Annotated in this window: 20 protein-coding genes; 11 read left to right on the top strand and 9 right to left on the bottom strand. The window is 73.1% G+C overall.

Annotation, left to right across the window (positions count from 1 at the left end; genetic code table 11):
• Window positions 1–25: 25 nt before the first annotated feature.
• The 4 genes from ABFT23_RS13905 to ABFT23_RS13890 all read left to right on the top strand — a co-directional run bounded on the left by ABFT23_RS13905 (window position 26) and on the right by ABFT23_RS13890 (window position 3,579).
• Entirely contained in the window at window positions 26–910 is an 885-nt protein-coding gene (locus ABFT23_RS13905) for a GNAT family N-acetyltransferase (RefSeq protein ID WP_347896143.1), read from the top strand.
• Entirely contained in the window at window positions 907–1,596 is a 690-nt protein-coding gene (locus ABFT23_RS13900; protein ID WP_347896141.1) for a 5-oxoprolinase subunit PxpA, read from the top strand. Before ABFT23_RS13905 ends, ABFT23_RS13900 begins: the two co-directional genes overlap by 4 nt.
• Window positions 1,597–2,122: 526 nt before the next feature.
• Window positions 2,123–2,725, top strand: a complete 603-nt coding sequence (locus ABFT23_RS13895) for a 5-oxoprolinase subunit B family protein (protein ID WP_347896139.1) — start codon at window positions 2,123–2,125, stop codon at window positions 2,723–2,725.
• Window positions 2,722–3,579 (top strand): 5-oxoprolinase subunit C family protein, encoded by an 858-nt coding sequence (locus ABFT23_RS13890; RefSeq protein WP_347896137.1) that lies wholly within the window; start codon window positions 2,722–2,724, stop codon window positions 3,577–3,579. The genes ABFT23_RS13895 and ABFT23_RS13890 overlap by 4 nt, the downstream gene beginning before the upstream one ends.
• Here ABFT23_RS13890 and ABFT23_RS13885 read toward each other — a convergent pair.
• Window positions 3,566–4,570, bottom strand: a complete 1,005-nt coding sequence (locus ABFT23_RS13885) for a GNAT family N-acetyltransferase (RefSeq protein WP_347896135.1) — start codon at window positions 4,568–4,570, stop codon at window positions 3,566–3,568. The genes ABFT23_RS13890 and ABFT23_RS13885 overlap by 14 nt on opposite strands.
• 11 nt (window positions 4,571–4,581) lie before the next feature.
• Window positions 4,582–5,973: a DNA polymerase IV gene (locus tag ABFT23_RS13880; RefSeq protein ID WP_347896133.1), complete on the bottom strand. Its 1,392-nt coding sequence runs from the start codon at window positions 5,971–5,973 to the stop codon at window positions 4,582–4,584.
• 160 nt (window positions 5,974–6,133) lie between these two features.
• On the opposite strand from ABFT23_RS13880, the gene ABFT23_RS13875 reads away from it, so the two are divergent.
• Together ABFT23_RS13875 and ABFT23_RS13870 are read left to right on the top strand one after the other, a co-directional pair.
• Complete coding sequence (locus ABFT23_RS13875; protein WP_347896131.1) at window positions 6,134–7,147, top strand: DUF4192 domain-containing protein; 1,014 nt, start codon at window positions 6,134–6,136, stop codon at window positions 7,145–7,147.
• Window positions 7,148–7,187: 40 nt separating this feature from the next.
• The gene (locus ABFT23_RS13870; RefSeq protein WP_347896129.1) at window positions 7,188–8,663 is read left to right on the top strand and encodes a glutamate--cysteine ligase; all 1,476 of its coding nucleotides are present in this window, start codon (window positions 7,188–7,190) and stop codon (window positions 8,661–8,663) included.
• Between the two features lie 7 nt (window positions 8,664–8,670).
• On the opposite strand, the gene ABFT23_RS13865 is transcribed toward ABFT23_RS13870, so the two are convergent.
• The gene (locus tag ABFT23_RS13865; RefSeq protein WP_347896127.1) at window positions 8,671–9,129 is read right to left on the bottom strand and encodes a hypothetical protein; all 459 of its coding nucleotides are present in this window, start codon (window positions 9,127–9,129) and stop codon (window positions 8,671–8,673) included.
• An 83-nt stretch (window positions 9,130–9,212) separates the two neighbouring features.
• On the opposite strand from ABFT23_RS13865, the gene ABFT23_RS13860 reads away from it, so the two are divergent.
• The 4 genes from ABFT23_RS13860 (at window position 9,213) to serS (ending at window position 13,117) form a co-directional block, all read left to right on the top strand.
• Window positions 9,213–9,590 (top strand): universal stress protein, encoded by a 378-nt coding sequence (locus tag ABFT23_RS13860; protein ID WP_347896125.1) that lies wholly within the window; start codon window positions 9,213–9,215, stop codon window positions 9,588–9,590.
• 10 nt (window positions 9,591–9,600) lie between these two features.
• Entirely contained in the window at window positions 9,601–10,167 is a 567-nt protein-coding gene (locus ABFT23_RS13855; protein ID WP_347896123.1) for an HhH-GPD-type base excision DNA repair protein, read from the top strand.
• A 215-nt stretch (window positions 10,168–10,382) separates the two neighbouring features.
• Entirely contained in the window at window positions 10,383–11,837 is a 1,455-nt protein-coding gene (locus ABFT23_RS13850; RefSeq protein WP_347896122.1) for an RNA polymerase sigma factor, read from the top strand.
• A 17-nt stretch (window positions 11,838–11,854) separates the two neighbouring features.
• Entirely contained in the window at window positions 11,855–13,117 is a 1,263-nt protein-coding gene (gene serS / locus ABFT23_RS13845; protein WP_347896120.1) for a serine--tRNA ligase, read from the top strand.
• Between the two features lie 228 nt (window positions 13,118–13,345).
• Here serS and ABFT23_RS13840 read toward each other — a convergent pair whose 3' ends face one another.
• A complete protein-coding gene (locus ABFT23_RS13840; protein ID WP_347896119.1) occupies window positions 13,346–13,576 on the bottom strand; it encodes a DUF7455 domain-containing protein in 231 nt (76 codons plus the stop codon).
• 449 nt (window positions 13,577–14,025) lie between these two features.
• Here ABFT23_RS13840 and ABFT23_RS13835 point away from each other — a divergent pair, with 449 nt between their 5' ends.
• Window positions 14,026–16,014 carry a DNA gyrase/topoisomerase IV subunit B gene (locus ABFT23_RS13835; RefSeq protein ID WP_347897029.1) on the top strand — a complete coding sequence of 663 codons (1,989 nt, stop codon included), beginning with the start codon at window positions 14,026–14,028 and terminating at the stop codon, window positions 16,012–16,014.
• On the opposite strand, the gene ABFT23_RS13830 is transcribed toward ABFT23_RS13835, so the two are convergent.
• From ABFT23_RS13830 to ABFT23_RS13810, 5 genes are all read right to left on the bottom strand, one after another.
• Window positions 15,981–16,667: a DedA family protein gene (locus tag ABFT23_RS13830; RefSeq protein WP_347896117.1), complete on the bottom strand. Its 687-nt coding sequence runs from the start codon at window positions 16,665–16,667 to the stop codon at window positions 15,981–15,983. The two genes, ABFT23_RS13835 and ABFT23_RS13830, sit on opposite strands and share 34 nt — an antisense overlap.
• A gap of 107 nt (window positions 16,668–16,774) precedes the next feature.
• Window positions 16,775–17,269: a beta-class carbonic anhydrase gene (locus tag ABFT23_RS13825; RefSeq protein ID WP_347896115.1), complete on the bottom strand. Its 495-nt coding sequence runs from the start codon at window positions 17,267–17,269 to the stop codon at window positions 16,775–16,777.
• A gap of 19 nt (window positions 17,270–17,288) precedes the next feature.
• A complete protein-coding gene (locus tag ABFT23_RS13820; protein WP_347896113.1) occupies window positions 17,289–19,037 on the bottom strand; it encodes an MFS transporter in 1,749 nt (582 codons plus the stop codon).
• Window positions 19,034–19,777, bottom strand: a complete 744-nt coding sequence (locus ABFT23_RS13815; protein ID WP_347896111.1) for an LppX_LprAFG lipoprotein — start codon at window positions 19,775–19,777, stop codon at window positions 19,034–19,036. Before ABFT23_RS13815 ends, ABFT23_RS13820 begins: the two co-directional genes overlap by 4 nt.
• A 5-nt stretch (window positions 19,778–19,782) precedes the next feature.
• Window positions 19,783–22,284 (bottom strand): DNA gyrase/topoisomerase IV subunit A, encoded by a 2,502-nt coding sequence (locus ABFT23_RS13810; protein ID WP_347896109.1) that lies wholly within the window; start codon window positions 22,282–22,284, stop codon window positions 19,783–19,785.
• Window positions 22,285–22,357: the final 73 nt, after the last annotated feature.

The raw sequence follows: 22,357 nt of genomic DNA, 5'->3' as shown, positions 1-22,357 counted from the left end.
GCCGGTGCCATGTCAGAGTCGAGGCGTGACCCTCGACCTCGTGCTGGAGCCCGACCGTCCGCGCGACGGCCTGGTCGGGCGTCTGCAGCGGCGTCGCTACGCCCACGAGCACCCCGACGCCGACGGTGCGCGGCGGGCCGCGGAGCGACAGCTGGCCCGCGTCGGCGACCGGGGCCGCCTGCTCGCCGTCCGGCACGACGGCGCGACCGTGGGCGAGGTGTGGCTCGTCGACGACGGCACGACCCGCTCGGTCGTCGACCTGAGCCTCGACGACGCCGCCCTCGTCGCCGCGGTCCGCCGTGCCGTCGTCTCCTTCGCGGTCGCCGACGGCGCGCTCCGCCTCGCCGTGACCGTCTCGCCCGGCGACGCCCTCGCCGAGGCCTTCGTGGCCGACGGCGGTTTCGCGCCGTTCTCGACCCAGATGGCGCTCCCGCTCGGGCCGTCGCTCCCGGCTGAGGGCGTGCTCACGCTCGAGCCGATGGACGACGCCACCTGGCGGGCCTGGGAGGAGCAGGAGGTCGAGGCCTACGCGGCCGAGCGCGTGGCCTCGGGGGAGTCGCCCGAGCAGGCCGCGCGCGTCTCGCGCGAGAGCCACGCCGAGCTGCTGCCCGACGGCCTCGGCACCGAGCACCACCACTTCTTCGTCGGCACGGTCGACGGTGAGCGCGTCGGGTCGCTGTGGCTCGAGACCGCCCGACCGACGGCTTACGTCTACGACGTCGTCGTCGACGAGGCCCGACGCCGGCGCGGCCACGGCGCCGCACTCATGCGCGCCGCAGCGCTGTGGTCGCGCGAGCACGGCCACCACGCGCTCGGGCTCAACGTCTTCGCGCACAACCACGGCGCGCGGGCGCTCTACGACCGGCTCGGCTACCGCGTCACCGAGGAGTTCTGGGGCGTCGCGCTGTGAGCGCCCATCGGGTCGACCTCAACGCCGACCTCGGCGAGGAGGTTACCGACGACGCCGCGCTGCTCGCCGTGGTGACCAGCGCCAACGTCGCCTGCGGCTACCACGCCGGGTCGGCCGCGATCATGCGCGCCGTCTGCGACGGGGCCGTCGAGCGCGGGGTGGCGGTCGGGGCGCAGGTCTCCTACGCCGACCGGCCGAACTTCGGGCGGGTGCCGGTCGACGTCGCCTACGAGGTGCTGCGCGAGCAGGTCGCCCACCAGGTCGGCGTGCTCGCCGAGATCGCGGCGGCCGCCGGCACCCAGGTGGCCTACCTCAAGCCGCACGGCGCGCTGTACCACCGCGTGCTCGACGACGAGGAGCAGGCGGCGGCCGTGCTCGCCGGCTCGGGCACGCTCCCGGTGCTCGGCATGCCCGGGGTGCTGTTCGACCAGGCGGCGTCGCTCGGGCGGGCCTGCCGGCGCGAGGGCTTCCCCGACCGCGGCTACGGCGTCGACGGCCGGCTCCTGCCGCGCGGCGAGCCCGGCGCGCTGCTGGGGTCGAGTGCGCAGATCGCCGCCCACGCCGTCGAGCTGGCGCGGTCGGTCGACTCGGTGTGCGTGCACGGCGACACGCCCGGCGCCGTCGCGCACGCCCGCGCGGTCCGGACGGCGCTCGAGAGTGCGGGGTGGGTGCTCGCACCGCTCTAGACCACCGGCCCTGTGACGGTGGACACACCTGGGGACGAGGTGTGAAGAACTCGCCGCTCCTGTGGACCACCGGTCGGTGCCTGTGGACGGCGCTGTGTGACCCGGAGAATGTCGGATCGGCGCCGCCGAACCTCTTGCGCCGCCCCGCTGCGGCGGCATAGAACTCTCCCTACCGAAACCGAGACGGCCCGCCAGGGCGGTCGAGGCGGAGGGGATCGGCAGGAGCGGACGACCATCCTCCAGGCGGCCTTCGGGCGGCTGGGAGCGGTGCCCCGGGTGAGGGCAGCGGGTCGCGAGCGAGTGCCAAATCGCCCGGTCCACCCGACGGGCGACAGCAGGTGAGCACGACGATCCGCACCACGAGCAGGCCTCCGGGCCGGCCCGCGGCGGGCACCCGGTGACGGGGTGCCCGGGGTCCGAGAGCGAGCCCACTGGGTCCGGACGTCACACAACCGGACGAACCGAGGGCCTCTTGACGCTCATACCGTCAAGAGGCCCTCACCTCGTCGTCGGGAAGACTGGGCACGTGCCCCCGCCCCTCGTCCGGCCGTTCGGACCCGACGCGCTGCTGGTCGAGGTCGCCGACGCCGTCGCGGCGCTCGACCTCGCCGGATTCGTGCGCGACGCCGGGCTCGACGCCGTCGAGGTGGTGCCCGCCGCCGAGACCGTGCTGCTCGACGGGGTCGCCGACCGCGAGGCCGTCGCCGCCGTCCTGGCCCGCTGGAGACCGGGGGAGCGCGACCACGACGGCACCGTCGTCGAGGTGCCGACGACCTACGACGGCGCGGACCTCGACGACGTCGCCGAGCGATGGGGCACCGATCGCGACGGCGTCGTCGAGCGCCACGCCGCTCTCACGTTCGTCTCCGCGTTCTGCGGGTTCGCGCCCGGCTTCGCCTACCTCGCCGGCCTGCCCGACGAGCTCGCGGTGCCGCGGCTCGCCACGCCACGCACCCGCGTGCCGGCCGGGTCGGTCGCGCTCGCCGGCACCTGGTGCGGCGTCTACCCGACGTCCTCGCCCGGGGGCTGGCGGCTGCTCGGGCACACGCGGGCCACGCTGTGGGACCAGGCCCGGCCGACGCCGGCGCTGCTGCCGCCGGGCACCCGCGTGCGGTTCGTGCCGGCATGACGGCGGCGGACGGGGCGTGGGAGGTGCTGGCGGCGCCCGGGCTCGTCACGCTCCAGGACGCCGGCCGGGTCGGTCTCGCGCACCTCGGCGTGCCCCGCGCCGGGCCGCTCGACGCGCCGGCGGCCGCCCTCGCCCGCCGCCTCGTCGGCGGTCGTGACGACGACGCCGTCCTCGAGGTGACCCTGGCCGGCGTCACGCTGCGGGCCGGTCGCGCCCGGTGGGTCGCGGTCACGGGGGCACCCTGCGCCGTGCAGGTCGACGGCCGCGCCGTCGCCCACGGTGCCGCCGTCCGGGTGCCACGCGGCGCGGTGCTCACCCTCGGCCCGGTCGACGCCGGCGTGCGCTCCTACCTCGCCGTCGGCGGCGGGTGGGACGTCGCCCCGGTGCTCGGCTCGCGCTCGACCGACACCCTCGCCTGGGTCGGGCCCCCGCGGGTCGGGCCGGGCACGCTCTTGCCGGTCGGTCGCGACGACGCCGCACCGGTGGCGCTCGACGTCGTGGGCCGGGCGAGGCGCGGGCCGCTGCGCGTCGTCCCCGGGCCCCGGGTCGACCGCTTCGCACCGGGCACCTGGGAGCGGCTGTGCGCCACGGCCTACGTCGTCGGCGACGCCGCCGACCGGGTCGGGCTCCGGCTGCTGGGCGAGCCGCTCGAGCGGGTCGACGAGCGCGAGCTGGCCAGCGAGGGCACGGTGCTCGGCGCCGTGCAGGTGCCGCCCGACGGACGGCCGGTGGTGCTGCTGGCCGACCACCCGGTCACCGGCGGCTACCCGGTGGTCGCCGTCGTCCGGCGCGACGACCTCGCGGTGTGTGCCCAGCTGCGGCCCGGCGACGCCGTCCGGTTCACCGTCTCTTGATCATCTCCACCGACGCCTCGACGGCCTCGAAGCCCATCTGCTCGTTGATGGCGACCATGTGGTCGTTGGTCTCGGCGTTCTGCGTCGTCACGCGGCGGATCTCCGGGTGCGCCTCCTGGACGGCGCGCAGGTTGGCCGCCTTGACCGCGAGCCCGAGACGCCGTCCGCGGTGCTCGCGGCCGACGAACGTGCCCCACTGCGAGGCGTCGGTGCGCCCGCCGGCGGGCGGCACGGCGATCGTGGAGTAGGCGGCGACGAGGCTGCCGGGCGCGAGGGCGAGCGTGGTGTACATGCGTCGCCCGGCCTCGAGGAGGGTCTGCTCGTTGGCGCGGAAACGCTCGACCGTCATCACCTCCTCCTCCCACTCGGCCTCGCCGGTGGGGGCGTCGACCGAGAGCTGGCCGTAGATCGCGGCGAACGAGACGACGACGTCGTCGGGCAGCCGGTCGCGGTAGGTCTCGACGCGGTAGCCCGCGTGCCTGGTCCGCGCCTCGGCCGACCAGCGCTCGAGGTCGGCGGTCGGCAGCGGCAGCTGCAGGTGCCGCACCACCTCGACGTTGGAGAAGTCGTAACCGGCCGCCTCGGCGAAGCGCCGGTTGCGGTGCGTCGCGACCTCGTCGAACGGCAGCTTGGTCTCGGCGAGCAGCACCGTGCGCCCGGCGTCGGCGGCGAGCCGCTCGACGTGCTCGAGCATCGCGCGCCCGTGGCCGCGGCCCTGGTGGTCGGGGTCGACGACGACGCCCAGCCAGCTCTTGTCGAGGTTGTCGAGCAGGCCCGAGAACAGCACCGCGCCGGCGACCATGCGGCCCTCGACCCAGCCGCCGAGCAGGTCCGCCCGCTCACCGGGGTCGGGGTGGCGGAACGTCGCCGCCATCTCCGGCCACGACCAGTGCGGCATGCCCTCGCGCCCGGCGAGGACCGCGCGGCGCTCGACGTCGTAGCTGGCGCGCAGTGCCACGTCGCTGCTCAGGTCGACGGGGGTGATCTCCACGCCGGACGACGCTACGCGTCGAGGACGGCGTCGGGCACCTCGTTTTCCGTCTCGGCCGCCGGCGGGTCCGGGCGCCACGGGTGCAGCAGCGGGTCGCCGAGCGCGAAGGAGCGCACCGGCCCGGGCTTCGCGCTCTCGGCGGTCTCGAACCGCACCGTGACGACGCCGCGGCCCGAGCCCCACACCCAGCCCCGTCCGAGCTCGTCGTGGACGACGTCCTGGCCGGGGGCGTACGGCGCCCGTCGGGCCTTCACGCCGGCCTCGGCGAGCTCGTCGGCGGTGATCTCGGGTCCGTCGTCGGTCGGGGCGTCGGGGCCCTCGGCGGGATCGGCGTCGGCGAACAGGTCCTCCTGCACCCAGTCGGCGAGGCCGGAGACGCCGACGCCGAGCAGGCGCACGCCGCCCGAGGTGTCGAGGTCGGCGATGAGGGTGCGCGCGACCCGGGCGATCGTCGCGGCGGTGTCGGTGGGCGAGGGGAGGGTCGCCGACCGGCTCAGCGTCGTGAAGTCGTGCAGGCGCACCTTGATCGAGACCGTGCGACCCGACAAGCCGTGCGTGCCGAGGCGGCGCGCGACGTCGCCGGCCTGGCGGGTCAGGAGCGCGTCCATCAGCCGACGGTCGGTGAGGTCGGTCTCGTAGGTGCCCTCGACGCTCACCGACTTGGCCTCGCGCTCGGCGACGACGGGCCGGTCGTCGTCGGCCCGGGCGAGGGCGTGCAGGCCACTGCCGTGGGCCTTGCCCACCAGTCGGACGAGCTCGTCGAGGTCGACGGCCTCGAGGTCAGCGACGGTGTGCACCCCGGCGCGGCGCAGGCGCTCGGTCGTGGCCGGACCGACGCCGGGGATGACGGTGACGCTCATCGGCCGGAGCAGGTCGCGCTCGGTGCCGGGCGGCACGACGACCAGGGCGTCGGGCTTCTCGAGGTCGCTGGCGACCTTGGCGATGAACTTCGACGTGCCGAGCCCGACGGAGGCGGTGAGGCCGCCGGTCGCGTCGTGCACCCGCTCGCGCAGCCGCCGGGCGAGGTCGGTGACCGTCTCGACCTCGAGGTCGGGCAGGCCGGCCGCCGCGAGGTCGACGAACGCCTCGTCGAGCGAGAGCGGCTCGACCAGCGGCGAGACCTCGCGCAGCAGCCTCATCACGATCGTGCTGGCCGCCTGGTAGGCGTGGAAGCGTCCGGTGAGGAAGGCCGCGTGGGCGCACCGCGAGCGGGCCTCGCGCGTCGACATCGCCGAGCGGACGCCGTAACGGCGGGCCTCGTACGACGCCGTGGCCACGACGCCCCGGCCGCCGACGCCGCCGACGACGACGGGCTTGCCCCGCAGCGACGGCTTGTCGCGCTGCTCGACGGCGGCGAAGAAGGCGTCGAGGTCGAGGTGGAGGACCGACGCATGCTGACGCACCCGGTCATTGTGTCCGCTCGGCCCCCGCCGGCCCCCGATCGGCCCCGTCGGGCTGTGGAAGCGTCCCGGAATCGTCCACAGGAGCCCTTTCCGCAGAGTTGTCCACAGCCCCCTCCGGCGGAGGACTGCAGTGTCCCCGCCGCCGGGCAGCGTCGCGGCCATGACACCCGACACGTTGCCCGCCGGGCCACCCGGACCCGGACCCACCCAGCTCACCGCCCGTTCCCCCGTCGACCTGATCGCGGCCTCCGCCGTCGTGCTCGGCTTCTGGCCGAGCGAGTCGGTCGTGATGCTCACCTTCGACGCCACCCACCCGTTCCACGCGCGGGTCGACCTGCCCGACGACGCACGGGCCATGCGGGCCCTCGCCGACACGCTGGTGCGCCCCGCCCTGCAGCACCGGGTGGGCCGGGTCGTGCTGCTCGTGCACACCGACCACCCGCGGCGCGCCGCCGACGCCTGGCGCGCCCTGCGCACGGTCTTCCGCCGCCACGACGTCCCGATCATCGAGGCGCTGCACGTGGGTCCCGAGCGATGGTTCCCGCTGCAGGGCGGTGACCACGACCTCCGACGTCGCGGGGTGCCGCTCGACCGCGGCGCCCTCGACGTCCACCCGTTCCTGGCCCAGGCCGTGGTCGACGGGCGGGTGCTGCGCGGCTCGCGCACCGAGCTGGCCGAGAGCCTCGCCCCCGATGCCGCCGGCGTCGCACGGGTCGCGGCCCTGGCGGCCCACACCGAGCCGCCGGCCGACCTGGCCACGAGGGCCGGCCGCCTCGCCGAGGGCACCTGGGTGCACGCCACCGTGCGGCGCCTGCTCGCCACGGGCGCGACGGCGTCCGACGACGACGCCACGCGGCTGCTGCGCGGCATGCGCGAGCTGCGGGTGCGCGACGCCGCCTGGTCGGCGATCGACCGGGCCGCGGCGCGCTCGGCGGCGGCGCTCTTCGCCGACCTGGTCCGTCGCGCGCCCGACGACCTCGTCGCGGCCCCGGCCGGCGTCCTGGCGTGGGCGGCGTGGCAGTCGGGCGACGGGGCGCTCGCGTGGTGTGCGATCGAGCGCTGCGAGCAGGTCGAGCCCGACCACGGCCTCGCCCGGCTCGTCGCCGAGGCGCTCGAGCGTGCGGTGCCGCCCTCGGTGTGGGACGACGGCTTCGACTGGAAGGAGGGCCTCTAGGAGGGTCCCAAGGGTGCGCCACACGCCCTAGGGTCGGGGGATGGGCGAAGAGGTCGACCACCAGGAGTTCACCCCCGCCGATCGCACCCGGCACCGCGAGAAGGTGCGCCGTTGCCTCGACGTGTTCGCCCGGATGCTGCGTGAGGCGGCCTTCGACACCGACGACCCGATGACCGGGCTCGAGGTCGAGCTCAACCTGGTCGACGAGACCGGCGACCCCGCCCTGAAGAACGCCGAGGCGCTCGAGGCGATCGCCGACCCCGACTTCCAGACCGAGCTCGGGCAGTTCAACATCGAGATCAACGTGCCGCCGGCCAAACTGCGCGAGGGCGGCCTCGAGACCTTCGAGGCCGACCTGCGGCGCAGCCTCAACGACGCCGAGTCCAAGTCGGCCGAGGTCGGCGCCCACCTGGTGATGATCGGCATCCTGCCGACCCTCGACGAGGGCCACATGGGCATGCACAGCATCAGCGCCAACCCGCGCTACCGCCTGCTCAGCGAGCAGATCCTGCATGCCCGCGGCGAAGACCTCGCCATCACGATCGCGGGGCCTGAGCGGCTCGAGACGACCTCCGACTCGATCCTGCCCGAGGCGGCCTGCACCAGCACCCAGCTGCACGTGCAGACCTCGCCCGAGCGGTTCGCCGACTACTGGAACGCCTCGCAGGCGATCTCGGCCATCCAGCTCGCCGTGGGCGCCAACTCGCCCTACCTGCTGGGCCGGCAGTTGTGGCGCGAGACCCGGATCCCGCTGTTCGAGCAGGCCACCGACACCCGCAGCGAGGAGCTCAAGGCGCAGGGCGTGCGGCCCCGGGTCTGGTTCGGCGAGCGGTGGGTCACCTCGATCTTCGACCTGTTCGAGGAGAACGTGCGCTACTTCTCGGCCCTGCTGCCGATCACCGACGACGAGGACCCGCTCGCCGTCCTCGACGACGGCGGCACCCCCTCGCTCTCCGAGCTGCGGCTGCACAACGGCACGATCTACCGCTGGAACCGGCCGGTCTACGACGTCACCGGTCCGCCGGAGGCCCGGGTGCCGCACCTGCGGGTCGAGAACCGGGTGCTGGCCGCCGGCCCCACCGTCGCCGACACCATGGCCAACGCCGCGCTGTACTTCGGTCTCGTGCGGTCGCTGGCCGAGAGCGAGCGGCCGCTGTGGTCGCAGATGTCGTTCAGCGCGGCCGAGGAGAACTTCCACGTCGCGGCCCAGCACGGCATCGACGCCCAGGTCTACTGGCCAGGCGTCGGGCAGGTACGGGCCACCGAGCTCGTGCTGCGGCGCCTGCTGCCGCTCGCGCAGGAAGGCCTCGAGGCGTGGGGCGTCGACGGCACCACGATCGACCGGATGCTCGGCATCATCGAGCAGCGGTGCCTGGCCGGCACCAACGGAGCCGAGTGGTTCGTGCGGGCCATGGCGGCCCGTGGCCACCTCGACCGCTTCGACGCGCTGCGCGCCACGCTGCTCGACTACCGCGACCGCATGCACTCCAACGAGCCGGTGCACACCTGGTCGTGAGCCTGCCCTAGCCGCCAGGTCCGGGCCGCTCGCGCATGCGCGCCCACTCGCGCCCGACGCCGGTCGCCGGGTCGCGCCACGCCCGGCGGGTCACCACGGCCATCGGCAGGCGCTGGGCGAGCTCGGCCGACGCCGTGCGGGCCGCGGCCAGCCAGGCCATGTCGACGTCGCGCACCTCCGGGGTGCCCGGGCGGGTGAGCCACAGCAGGGCGCCGGGTCCGGGCTGGCGGGTGCGTCGCACCATCGCGAGCACCGCGTCGGCGCGCAGGGCGTGGTCGAGCCGCTGGTCGCCGAGCTCGAGGCGCGCCACCCTCGCCCCGGGCACCCCGACGTGCACCACCGGCGGGAAGGAGCGCCGGGTCTCGCGAGCGAGGCCGAGCACCGCGCGCCGCAGGAGCGCCTGCAGGTCGCGGGGGACCGGCTCGACGATCGCGCTCGGCAGCGGCTCGGGGTGGTCGGAGGGCATGGCGGCAGCCTGCCCCAGGACGACGACGGGCCGCGGAGTTCTCCACAGGTGCCCCGCCGGGTCGCGCGCGGTAACGTGCCCGCATGCCGACCGTCGTCGTGGGATACGTGCCCAAACCGGAGGGCGATGCCGCTCTCGACAAGGCGATCGAGGAGGCGCGTCTCCGGGGGGCCGACCTGGTCGTCGTCCACTCGCACCGCGAGCGCGGCCACGAGGCCGAGCCCGACCTCGCCGACGTCCGCGCCCGCCTCGAGCAGGCGGGGGTCGAGTTCGACATCCGGCAGCTCGTGCGTGGCTTCGAGGCCGCCGAGGACCTCGTCAGCGTCGCCGAGTCGAGCGATGCCGACCTCATCGTCATCGGGCTGCGCCGCCGCACCCCGGTGGGCAAGCTGATCCTCGGCTCCAACGCCCAGCGGGTGCTGCTCGACGCGCACTGCCCGGTGCTGGCCGTCAAGGCCTGAGGCCGCGCCCGTGCCCTACCGCATCACCGGTCTCGACGAGGCCGACCAGATCCTCACCGACCACCCGTTCGCGCTGCTCGCCGGCATGATGCTCGACCAGCAGTACCCGATGGAGCACGCCTTCCGAGGGCCGGCCAAGGTCACCGAGCGTCTCGGCACCTTCGACCCCCACGTGATCGCCACCGCCGACCCCGAGGAGTTCCAGGCGCTGTGCTCGCAGCCGCCGGCGGTCCACCGCTTCCCGGGCTCGATGGCGGCGCGGTTGCAAGAGCTCGCGCGCATCGTCGTCGAGACCTACGACGGCCACGCCGAGCGCATCTGGACCGAGGCCACCGCGGGCAGGGACCTCGCCCGGCGGCTGCAGGCCCTGCCGGGCTTCGGCGCCCAGAAGGCGAAGATCTTCGTCGCGCTGCTGGCCAAGCAGGCCGGCGTCCGCCCGGAGGGCTGGGAGGCCGTCGCCGGCGACTACGCCCTCGACGGCTACCGCTCGGTGGCCGACGTCGTCGACCCCGAGAGCCTGCTCAAGGTCCGCGACTACAAGAAGGCCAAGAAGGCGGAGGCCAAGGCCGCCGGCTGACCTCGCAGCGCCGTCGCACGGCGGCTGCTGAAGGCAGCCTGAGCACATCGTGAGGCGCTGCTGAACGGGTTGCGGTCGGGCCGTCACCCCGCACGTGGCAGAATACGAGAGCGGCTCTTGACGACAGGGGTCCTTGTCGCGCCTTTGAGCGCGATGCCCGGCCCCCGTCGTCCCGCCCGCCGTAGTCCAGCCCGGTCCCACCTGCCTGACGAGAGGTGTTCGTGTCCTCGAACGCGCGCAAGATCCCCACCGAGGTGCTGGCGCACCCCGCCATCCTCGAGCTCATCGAGCAGGCCGCCCCGACCGGTGCCTTCAGTCCCGACCAGGTACGCCGGGCCAGTGACGCCGCCGGCGTCGAGCCGCGCCACCTCAAGTCGCTGCTCGCCCACCTGAGCGAGCGCGGCCTCAGCGTGCAGCTGCCCGCCGACACCCGGGTGGCCGCGGCCGCCGCGGCGCGCAAGACCGCCACCGCCACCGCCAAGCCCGCCGCCAAGACCGCGGCCAAGAAGGCCGCGCCGGCCAAGAAGGCCGCCGCATCCGGCGAGCCCGCCGCACCGGCCACGAAGGACGCGGCCGCTCCGGCCGTCGGGCCCGACGGCAAGAAGGTGCTGCCCGACGTCCCCGACGAGCAGTTCGAGAAGGACGTCGCCGCCGACCCCTCCATCAAGGAGGACGAGGAGGAGGCCACCGCCACCTCGTCGTTCGTCGTCTCCTCGGCCGACGACACCGACGAGCCGGCCCAGCAGGTCATGGTCGCCGGTGCCACGGCCGACCCGGTCAAGGACTACCTCAAGCAGATCGGCAAGGTCCCGCTCCTCAACGCCGAGATGGAGGTCGAGCTGGCCAAGCGCATCGAGGCCGGCCTGTTCTCGGAGGAGAAGCTGGCCAAGGGCGGCAAGATCAGCGCCAAGGTGCACGAGGAGCTCGAGTGGATCGCCGAGGACGGTCGGCGCGCGAAGAACCACCTCCTCGAGGCCAACCTGCGTCTCGTCGTCTCGCTCGCCAAGCGCTACACCGGTCGCGGCATGCTCTTCCTCGACCTCATCCAGGAGGGCAACCTCGGCCTCATCCGTGCGGTCGAGAAGTTCGACTACACCAAGGGCTACAAGTTCTCGACCTACGCCACGTGGTGGATCCGCCAGGCGATCACCCGGGCCATGGCCGACCAGGCCCGCACCATCCGCATCCCGGTGCACATGGTCGAGGTCATCAACAAGCTCGCCCGCGTCCAGCGCCAGATGCTGCAGGACCTCGGCCGCGAGCCCACCCCGGAGGAGCTCGCCAAGGAGCTCGACATGACCCCCGAGAAGGTCATTGAGGTCCAGAAGTACGGCCGCGAGCCCATCTCGCTGCACACGCCCCTCGGCGAGGACGGCGACAGCGAGTTCGGCGACCTCATCGAGGACTCCGAGGCGATCGTGCCGGCCGACGCCGTCAGCTTCACCCTCCTGCAGGAGCAGCTGCACGCCGTCCTCGACACGCTCTCCGAGCGTGAGGCGGGCGTGGTGTCGATGCGGTTCGGCCTCACCGACGGCCAGCCGAAGACCCTCGACGAGATCGGCAAGGTCTACGGCGTCACGCGTGAGCGCATCCGCCAGATCGAGTCGAAGACCATGAGCAAGCTGCGTCACCCCAGCCGCTCGCAGGTCCTGCGCGACTACCTCGACTGAGCTAAGACCACCCCACGATGCTCGATCGCAAGTTCATCCGCGCCCACGCGGATGTCGTCCAGCAGGCCGCCGTCGACAAGGGTCTCGACCTCGACGTCGGCGCCTTGGTCGACCTCGACGCCCGGGTCCGCCAGCTCACCGAGCAGGTCAACAACGCCCAGGGTGCCCGCAAGAGGTTCGCCAAGGAGTTCGCGCGCGCCGACGAGGCGCGCCGGGCCGAGATGAAGGTGGAGCACGAGACGGCCGACGAGCACCTCAAGGCACTGCGCGACGAGCTCGCGCAGGCCACGGCGAGCCTCGACGACCTCATGCTGCAGACGCCGGGCATCCCGTGGGAGGGCGCACCCGTCGGTCCCGACGAGTCGGCGAACACCGTCGTGCGCACGGTCGGCGAGCGGCCCGAGTTCGACTTCGAGCCGCTCAGCCACGTCGAGCTGTTCGAGCAGCGCGGCTGGGTGGAGTTCGCGCGAGCGCGCGAGGTCGCCGGCCAGCGCGCCTACGCGCTCAAGGGCGACCTGGTGCTGCTCGAGCGCGCCATCCACTCCTACGCCCTCGACCTGATGATCCAGCGCTCGTTCACGCCCATCTCGGTGCCCGTGCTCGTGCGCGAGAGCGCGCTCACCGGCACCGGGATGTTCCCCAAGGGCCGCGAGGAGACCTACGCCCTCCCGGCCGACAACCTCTACCTCGCTGGCACCGCCGAGGTCGCCCTCGTCGGGCTGCACAGCAACGAGATCCTGTCCCACGCCGACCTGCCGCTGCTCTACGCCGGCACGTCGCCGTGCTTCCGCCGCGAGATCGGCAGCGCCGGTCGCGACGTCAGCGGACTCCTGCGCGTGCACCAGTTCGAGAAGGTCGAGCAGTTCGTCATCTGCGAGAACGACGACGCCATCTCGGCCCGCTGGCACGAGGTGCTGCTCGACACCGCCGAGACGATCCTGCGCGACCTCGGCCTGGCCTACGAGGTCGTCGAGTGCGCCACGGGTGACATGGGTCTCGGCAAGTACCGGATGAACGACATCAACACCTGGTTCCCCTCACTCGAGAAGTACCGCGAGACCCACAGCTGCTCGACGCTCCACGACTGGCAGGCCCGCCGCGCCAACCTGCGCTACCGCGACGCCGAGGGCACGATCAAGATCGCCCACACGCTCAACAACACCGCGGTCGCGACGCCGCGGCTGCTCGCCGCCCTGGCCGAGAACCACCAGACGGCCGAGCGGCAGATCTCCGTGCCGCCCGTGTTGCGGGGCTACCTCGGCGGGCGCGAGCTGATCTGATACAGCAAGGCGCCAGGCCGAATCCGACAACTGGGGGGCAGATTGTCGGAGGCGGCCTGGCGTGGACCAAGCATCGCACGAGTGGGCCGCGGATCCCAGGGTTGGCAGTTCATTCCTGGGTGTGAATCCGCGACAACGGGTCCCGGGCAGGCCTCCGGGCACGACGACGGCCCCGGACCGTGAGGTCCGGGGCCGTCGTCGATCTCGTGGCTGAGGGGGTTCGGCTCGTCAGCGCTCGCCGTCGGTGGCCGATCCCGGGGTGCGCGAGAGCTTGTGGGTCTCGTCGACCACGGTCGTCGCGACCTCCTTCAGCTTGTCGCCGTGCTCGCGGGCGTGGTGCGCGCAGAACAGGAGTTCGCCGCCGCTCTGGAGCTCTACCCGGAGGTAGGCCTGGGCACCGCAGCGGTCGCAGCGGTCCTCAGCAGTCAGGGCGGCGCTGGGGGCAGTTGCAGTCGTCATCGAGGGACCTCTTCTCTTTCGGTCGGTGCCTTGTCCAACGTAGCGAGGAATCCCAAGATTCCTTGCGGCGGGTGGCGCTCGCCACGTCAGTTCATCACGGACGGTCTACCCCGGGTGGAGAGATTTCACGCTCCGGACGACGTCGTCCGGTTGGGGTGGGGTGGACCTGATGTTGAGTTGTGCCGACGGTGGTGCCTGGAACGAGTGTGACGTCCGTGGAGCCCCCGCGGATGCGAATCTCGGTGACTTCGGTGTTTCGTGTCCCCATCGTGACGTCGCCCGGTGAGGCGTGGGACCACCGACGTGCGGCGTGTCGCTAGTAGATTCGAGTCTGCCCCGATCTCCGATTGGTCCGTCTCACCCGGGAGTGCACGATCGCCGACAACACCTACAACGCCGCCCACCTCCTCGTCCTCGAGGGACTCGAGGCGGTGCGCAAGCGACCCGGCATGTACATCGGTTCCACCGACACCCGCGGCCTCATGCACTGCCTGTGGGAGATCATCGACAACGGCGTCGACGAGGCGCTCGCCGGTGTCGCCCACCGGGTCGAGGTGACGCTCCACGCCGACGGCTCGGCCGAGGTCCACGACGACGGTCGCGGCATCCCCACCGACAAGGAGCCCAAGACGGGGCTGCCCGGCGTCGAGGTCGTCGCGACCAAGCTGCACGCCGGCGGCAAGTTCGGCGGTGGGTCCTACGTCGCCACCGGCGGCCTGCACGGCGTCGGTCTGTCGGTGGTCAACGCGCTCTCGGCGCGCATGGACATCGACGTCGACCGCTCGCCCGCCTCCCAGGGCATCAGCTTCCGCCACGGCGCCCCGGGGGTCTTCGACGGTGAGGGGCCCGATGCCGGCTTCGTGCCGGGCAGCGGCCTGAGCCGCAAGGGCAAGCGGGTCGCCAAGGGCGCCTCCGGCACCCGGGTCCGGTTCTGGCCCGACCGACGCATCTTCACCAAGGAGGCCCGATTCGAGCTCGACGGCCTGGTCGGCCGGGCCCGCCAGACGGCGTTCATCGTGCCGGGCCTCGAGCTGGTCATCCGCGACCTGCGCGGCGAGCACCCGACCGAGGAGAAGTTCCGGCACGACGGTGGCATCGCCGAGTTCGTCGACTTCCTGGCCAAGGACGAGCCGGTCACCGAGGTGCTGCGCATCCAGGGCACCGGGTCGTTCACCGAGACCGTGCCGCTGCTCGACGACAAGGGCCACATGACCCCGCAGGACGTCGAGCGCGAGCTCGGTGTCGACATCGCCGTGCGGTGGGGCACCGGCTACGAGACCGAGATGCGCTCGTTCGTCAACGTGATCGCCACGCCGAAGGGCGGCACGCACGTCGCCGGGTTCGAGGCCGCGCTGCTCAAGCCGTTCAACGAGGCGATGCGGGCCGCCAAGGTGCTCAAGGTCAACGACACCGACGTCGAGCGCTCCGACATCCTCGAGGGCATGACGGCCGTCGTCACCGTGCGTCAGGCCGAGCCGCAGTTCGAGGGCCAGACCAAGGAGATCCTGGGCACGCCCGCCGTCCGCGCCGAGGTGCGCAAGATCGTGGCGCGGCACTTCACCGAGTTCCTCACCTCGTCCAAGGCGGCCGACAAGCGCCAGTCGCGCCCGCTCATGGAGAAGGTCTACGGCGCCGCCAAGACCCGCATCGCGGCCCGGCAGCACAAGGAGACGCAGCGTCGCAAGAACGCGCTCGAGTCCTCCACGCTGCCCTCGAAGCTGGCCGACTGCCGATCGGCCGACAACGACCGCACCGAGCTGTTCATCGTGGAGGGCGACTCCGCGCTCGGCACGGCCAAGCTGGCTCGCAACTCCGAGTTCCAGGCGCTGCTGCCGATCCGCGGCAAGATCCTCAACGTGCAGAAGGCCTCGGTCGGCGACATGCTCAAGAACGCCGAGTGCGCCTCGATCATCCAGGTCGTCGGCGCCGGGTCGGGCCGCACGTTCGACATCGACGCGACCCGCTACGGCCGGATCATCTTCATGGCCGACGCCGACTCCGACGGCGCTCACATCCGTTGCCTGCTGGCCACGCTGTTCTTCAAGTACATGCCCGAGCTCGTCCGGGCGGGCCGGGTCTACACCGCCGTCCCGCCGTTGCACCGCATCGAGATCTCGGCTCCCCGCAAGGGCCAGGACAAGTACGTCTACACCTACTCCGACGACGAGCTGCAGCGCCGGCTGGCCGAGCTGAAGAAGAAGAACGTGAAGTGGAAGGATCCCGTCCAGCGCTACAAGGGCCTCGGTGAGATGGACGCCGACCAGTTGGCCGAGACCACCATGGACCCGCGCCACCGCACGCTGCGCAAGCTCACCGTCGACGACGCCGACGCCGCGGCGTCGGTCTTCGAGCTCTTGATGGGCTCGGAGGTGGCACCGCGCAAGGAGTTCATCGTGCAGGGGGCCTACGAGGTCGACGTCGAGGCGCTCGACGCCTGAGCGACCTCGTCGTCGGCCCGGCGCCGCTCACGCCTGATCCGCCGCACGACGAACCACGCGGTCAAGGCCGCGACGACGCCGACGGCCACGTAGGACAGCACCCCGCTCCAGCGCGTCAGCACCGGTTCCATGGCGGGCCCGAGCGCGAGGCCGAGCCCGATCCACAGGCCGTTCCAGATCGCGGAGCCGATGAGCGTGTAGACCGTGAAGCGCACGAACGGCATCCGTGCGATGCCAGCCGGGATCGAGATGAAGCTGCGGACCAGCGGCACGCACCGCCCGCCCAGCACGGCGACGGCTCCCCAGCGGTCGAAGAACGCCTGGGCCTTGTCGACGTCCTCGCCGTGCATCAGCGGTACCCGGGCCACCAGGGCGCGGCTGCGGTCGGGGCCGAGCATCGCCCCGATCACCCACCACCCCCAGGCGCCGATCACCGAGCCGACGGTGGCCCAGACGATCGCCAGCACGGGGTCCATGCGGCCCTCGTAGGCCAGGTAGCCGGCGACGGGCAGCACGGCCTCCGACGGGATCGGCGGCAGGTAGGTCTCGGCGAACACGGCCACGCCGACGCCGACCTCGCCCAACCGCTCCATGAGGTCGAGCACCCAGCCGACCAGCCCGGACTCCTCGGCGGCCATGACGGTCGTCGACACGGTGGGGCTCCTCAGGGGCTCGACGGCAGGGCGATCCCGCCCAGGGTGTCAAACCCGGCCAAGGAGTGGCGATTCGGCGACGGCGGCCCGCGGCGCGGGCGCGCCGGTCAGAACTTGCGGTCGAGCAGCCCGGTGTCGACGTCGTAGATGAACCCGCCGACCAGCACCGAGTCGGAGATCAGCGGGTGCGTGCGGACCTTCTGGACGTCGTCGGCCAGGGACTCGAGCTGGTCGCGCACGACGTGGATCGACTGCCAGCCGGCCTCCATGCCGGCCGACTCCTCGATGCGGGCCCGCAGCTCGGACTCGGTGTTGGAGGCGACGGCGCAGCGCGTGTGCGGGGCGATGACCACCCGCGTGACGTCGAGCAGGTGGACGGCGAGCACGAGCGCCTCGAGCGCGATCGGGTCGACGCGTCCGCCGGGGTTGCGCAGGATCTTGGCGTCGCCGGGCTTGAGGCCCAGCATGCCGAGGGGGTCGATGCGCGAGTCCATGCAGGTCACCACGGCGACACCCTTGTAGGCACGGCCCTCGAGGCCGGGGTTGTCGAAGCGGTCGGCGTAGGCCTTGTTGGCGGCTTCCAGGTCAGCGAAGTCAGGCACGATCGAGAAATGTAGTCGGTCAGCCGACCGAACGGAGCACGTCCCGCGTGTCGACCGCCCGGGTGGCGGCCCCCCGGAAGAGCACGAGGGCCAGCACGGCGGCGACGGCCGCGACGACGGCGCCGCCGGAGAAGACGGCCTGCTCCTGCAGGATGCCGAGCGCGCGGACGCCGAGGGACGGGTCGGCGCGGCGGGCGTCGTAGAGCTGGGCGAGCCCGTAGGTGGTGAGCACCGAGATGCCGACGAGCATGCCCACCATGCGCGCGACGACGACGAGGGCGGAGGCGATGCCGTGCGCGTCGTCGCGGGTCGAGGCGAGCATCGCCGCGTTGACCGGCGCCAGCGCGAGGCCGAAGCCGAGCCCGCCGAGCACCAGCGGCACGTTGCTGGAGAACGAGGCGAGGGTGCCGGTGTCCCACGTCGACATCCACCAGAACGACGCCGAGGCCGCGGCCATGCCGACGGCCGTGACCACCCCGGCCGGCACGTGCCGGACGAGCAGACCGCCGACGACGGCCCCGACCGGCAGCGCGACGAGGAAGCGCATCAGCACCAGGGCGGCGTCGAGCTGGTCGTAGCCGCGCTCGGCCGTGCGCGCGAAGAGGGGGATGTCGACCAGGGCGGCGATCAGCGCCCACCCGACCAGCAGGCTCACCACGAGCGAGCCCCACGCCGGCGTGGCGCCCAGGGCTCCGCGGGGTACCAGCGGGTCGGCGTCGCGCCGCAGGTGCACCACCAGCGCGACCGTCGCCGCCGCGGCGACGACGAGGAACCACGGGCCCTGGTCGGAGAACACCGAGACCTCGGGGTCGGCGGTGGCGAAGGCGAGCACGATGCCGCCGAGCGCCACGGCGAGCAGGACGGCGCCGGTGAGGTCGACCTCGGCGAGGGTGCGGCGCAGGCGTCGTCGGTCGAGGGCGACGAGCGCGACGAGCAGCGCGAGCAGCGCGACGCCGATCGCGGCGACGCCGACCGGCGTCGTCCAGCGGCCGCCGTCGTTGACGAGCGGCACGTAGACCTCGCCGTAGTCGATGTCGCGGCGGACGGACTCGACGGGGTGGACGGTGACGTGGACCGCGGCGAAGGCGAGCACGGTGAGCACGACCGCGACGACGCGGGCGACCGTGCGGGCCCGGTGCCGTGGCGGGGTTCCGGCGCCGGCGCCGGCGCCGGTGTCGGGCGTCGCACGCGCCAGCGCACGGACGGCGACCCACAGCAGCACGCCACCTGCGCAGTTGATGGCGAAGATGCCCTGCCACGAGGTGAAGGCGAGCACGGCGGCGCCGAACAGGGGTCCGAGCACGCTGCCGAACTCCTGGACGGCGGAGACGAGGCCGAGGGGCAGCCCGCGGTGCTCGACGGGGTAGAGCGCCGCGACGAGGGCCATCGTGGCCGGCACGAGCCCGCCGCCGCCGACGCCCTGGAAGAACCGGCCGACCACGATCGAGGCGAGGTCCCACGAGACCGCCGTGACCGCGGACCCGACGGCGAAGGTGACGAGCGAGCCGGCCAGCACCGGTACGGGCCCGCGCAGGTCGGCGATGCGGCCGATGAGGGGCAGCATCGCCACGTAGCCGAGCAGGAAGCCCGAGACGATCGGGGCCGCGCGCTGCAGCTGGTCGACGCTGATGCCGACCGTGGCCATCATGTCGGGCAGCGCCAGGACGACGACGTAGGTGTCGACGGCGGCGAAGGCCACCGCGACGGCGCAGAAGACCAGCAGGGCCCGCGAACGGCGGTCGAGCACCGGCGCGGCCGCGCCGCTCACGGGGCGGTGATCTCCTGCTCGACGTCGTACTCGTCGATGGCGATGGTGTAGGTGACCTCGCCGACCTCGGGGAAGAACTCGCCGGTGATCTCGGCGTTGCGGAGCAGGCCGTCGTCGTCGAGGTCGAAGGTGGCCTGGAACGACTCGCCGGGCGCGCAGGGCAGCAGGTTCGTCACGGCCGTGCCCGGCACGGTGGCGGTGTAGGGCGTGAAGATCTCGTCGTTGTCCGCCCCGCCGCGCTGCTGCTCGCCGGCCTCGACGTCGTCGGCCGCGGTGAGCACGGTGGCGAACCCGGTGTCGGGGTCGAGCAGCCCGGCCGGGTCGGGCACGCACTCGGGCAGCGGGAACTCGCTGAACGAGCCGAGCAGGTTGACGTAGGTGGTGCCGTCGACCGAGATGATGTCGACGCCGTCGGCCGGCAGCCCCCCGAAGCTGCCGGAGGCCTTGCCCTCGAAGGCGGGCGGGTCGGCGGTGATCACGCCGGTGGCCTCGGACAGGAAGGCGTCGGCGTCGGGGGAGTCCTCGGTGGCGAGGGTGAGCCGGACGCCGGAGGTCTCGTCGAGGCGGGTCTTGGCGAAGCCGAGCGCCTCGGCGGGCGAGACCCCGTCGCCGTCGGTGTCGGCCGACGGGTTGCCGGCCGGCTCGCCGTCGTCGCCGCTGCACGCGGACAGGCCGACGGCGGCGGTGATGACGAGGACCGCGGCGGCGGCCGTGCGGCGCAGGTGGGGCAGGTGGCTCATGGCGCTCACCCTGTCACAGGGCCGGGAGGCGCGAGACGCGATGCGAGCGGACCGGCCACGGCGGCGATCGGCTGGCTGCCGGGCACCCCGGACCCGTCGCGGCGTCCGTCGGCCGGGGGCAGGTCGACCGGGGCGCCACTGGCGGCGGCCGCGCGCGCCGGCGCGGTGCCGGCCCAGGCGGTGACCAGGGTGTCCTCGCCCTTGAGGAACCGGTGGCAGCGGACGCCGCCGGTGGCTCGGCCCTTCGACGGGTACTCCGAGAACGGGGTCACCTTGACCGCACCGGCCTCGGTGCCGGGCAGTGCGGTGGAGGCACCGGAGGCCGTGACGACGACCGAGCCCTCGGGGGCGGCGGGGTCGACGGCGCCGAACCACGCCACCCGCTCGTCGGGTCCGAGCTTGATGCCGGCCATGCCACCGCCCGAGCGGCCCTGGGGGCGCACGAGCGAGGCCGAGAAGTGCAGCAGCTGGGCGACGTTGCTGATGAAGCACAACGTCTCGTCGCCGGTGGTCAGCTGGACGGCGCCGACGACCTCGTCGCCGTCCTTGAGACCGATGACCTCCCACTCGTCGCGGTTGAGCACCTCGGGGTTGACCCGCTTGACGACGCCGTCGCGGGTGCCGAGGGCCAGCCCCGGACCGTCGGCGGCGAGGGTGCACAGCGCGAGGGCGCGCTCGCCGGCCGCCAGCGAGAGCATCTCGGTGAGCGGCAGGCCGCCGGACAGGTTGGGGTCGTGGGCGCTCGGCGGCAGCGACGGCAGGTCGAGCACCCCGAGGCGCAGGAGGCGACCGGCGGAGGTGAGCACGCCGATCTCGCCCCGCACGGTGGTGGCGACGGCGGAGACGACGACGTCGTGGTTGGCCCGTCCGCCGTGATCGTCGGAGGCGGTGCCGGGCGCCTCGGCGTTGACCGAGCCGGTGCGGGCCAGCAGACCGGTGGAGCTGAGCAGCGCGTAGCAGGGGTCGTCGGCGACCTCGAGGGGCACCGAGGACGCCGTGACGGCCACCCCGGCCGACTCGAGGAGCACCGTGCGGCGCGGGGTGCCGAAGGTCTTGGCGACCTCGGTGAGCTCGTCGGCGACGACCTTCTGCAGCAGCGCGTTGTCGGCCAGGATCGCGTCGAGCTGCTCGATCTCGCGCTCGAGCTCGGACTTCTGCTTCTCCAGCTCGATCGTGGAGAAGCGGGTGAGCCGGCGCAGCTGCATCTCGAGGATGTAGGTGGCCTGCAGCTCGGAGAGGTCGAAGACCTGCATGAGGCGGCCGCGGGCCTCCTCGGCGTTGTCGCTGGAGCGGATGAGCGCGATGACCTCGTCGATGTCGAGGATCGCGACGAGCAGGCCCTCGACCAGGTGGAGCCGCTCGGCGGCACGGGTTCGGCGGAAGCTCGTGCGGCGCCGGACGACGTCGTAGCGGTGGTCGAGGAAGACCTGCAGCATCTCCTTGAGCCCGAGCGTGCGCGGCTGGCCGTCGACGAGCGCGACGGCGTTGATGCCGAAGGAGTCCTCCATCGGCGTGAGCCGGTAGAGCTGCTCGAGCAGGGCCTCGGGCACGAACCCGTTCTTGACCTCGATGACGAGGCGCAGGCCGTTCTCGCGATCGGTGAGGTCCTTGATGTCGGCGATGCCCTGCAGCTTCTTGCCCTGCACGAGCGTCTTGATGCGCTCGACGACCTTCTCGGTGCCGACGGTGTAGGGCAGCTCGGTGACCACGATGCCCTTGCGGCGCCCGATGGTCTCGACGCGGGCCGTGGCGCGCATCTTGAAGCTGCCGCGACCGGTCTCGTAGGCGTCGCGGACGCCGTCGAGGCCGACGATCTTGCCGCCGGTGGGCAGGTCGGGGCCGGGCACGAAGCGCATCAGGTCGTCGACGGTGGCCCGCGGGTGCTTGATGAGGTGCTTGAGCGCCTGCACGACCTCGACCAGGTTGTGCGGCGCGCAGTTGGTGGCCATGCCGACGGCGATGCCGGTGGTGCCGTTGACGACGAGGTGCGGGATCGCGGCCGGCAGCACCGACGGCTCCTGCTCGCGCCCGTCGTAGTTGGCCCGGAAGTCGACGGTGTCCTCGTCGATGTCGGCGGTCATGGCCACCGCGGACGGCGCCATGCGGCACTCGGTGTAGCGCATGGCCGCCGGCGGGTCGTCGGGCGAGCCGAAGTTGCCGTGGCCGTCGACCAGCGGCACCCGCAGCGACCACGACTGGGCGGTGCGCACCAGGGCGTCGTAGATGGCGCCGTCGCCGTGGGGGTGCAGCCGGCCCATGACCTCGCCGACCACGCGCGCGCTCTTGACGTGACCGCGGTCGGGCCGCAGGCCCATGTCGTTCATCGTGTAGAGGATGCGGCGCTGCACCGGCTTGAGGCCGTCGCGCGCGTCGGGCAGGGCGCGGGAGTAGATGACCGAGTAGGCGTACTCGAGGAACGAGGAGCGCATCTCCTCGCCGACGTCGATGTCGAGGATGTGCTCCTCGAAGTCGTCGGGGACGTCCTGCTTCGTGGTGCGTCGTGCCATGGCGCCATTGTCGCGGTCGCCGCCGACGGTCGGCGGCGGGGCGCGCCGGGGTTTGCCGGACGACGCCCGCGGG

Source organism: Nocardioides secundeburneus (genome assembly GCF_039939255.1).
Lineage (GTDB): Bacteria > Actinomycetota > Actinomycetes > Propionibacteriales > Nocardioidaceae > Nocardioides.
This window is presented reverse-complemented; position numbering and strand designations above follow the sequence as displayed.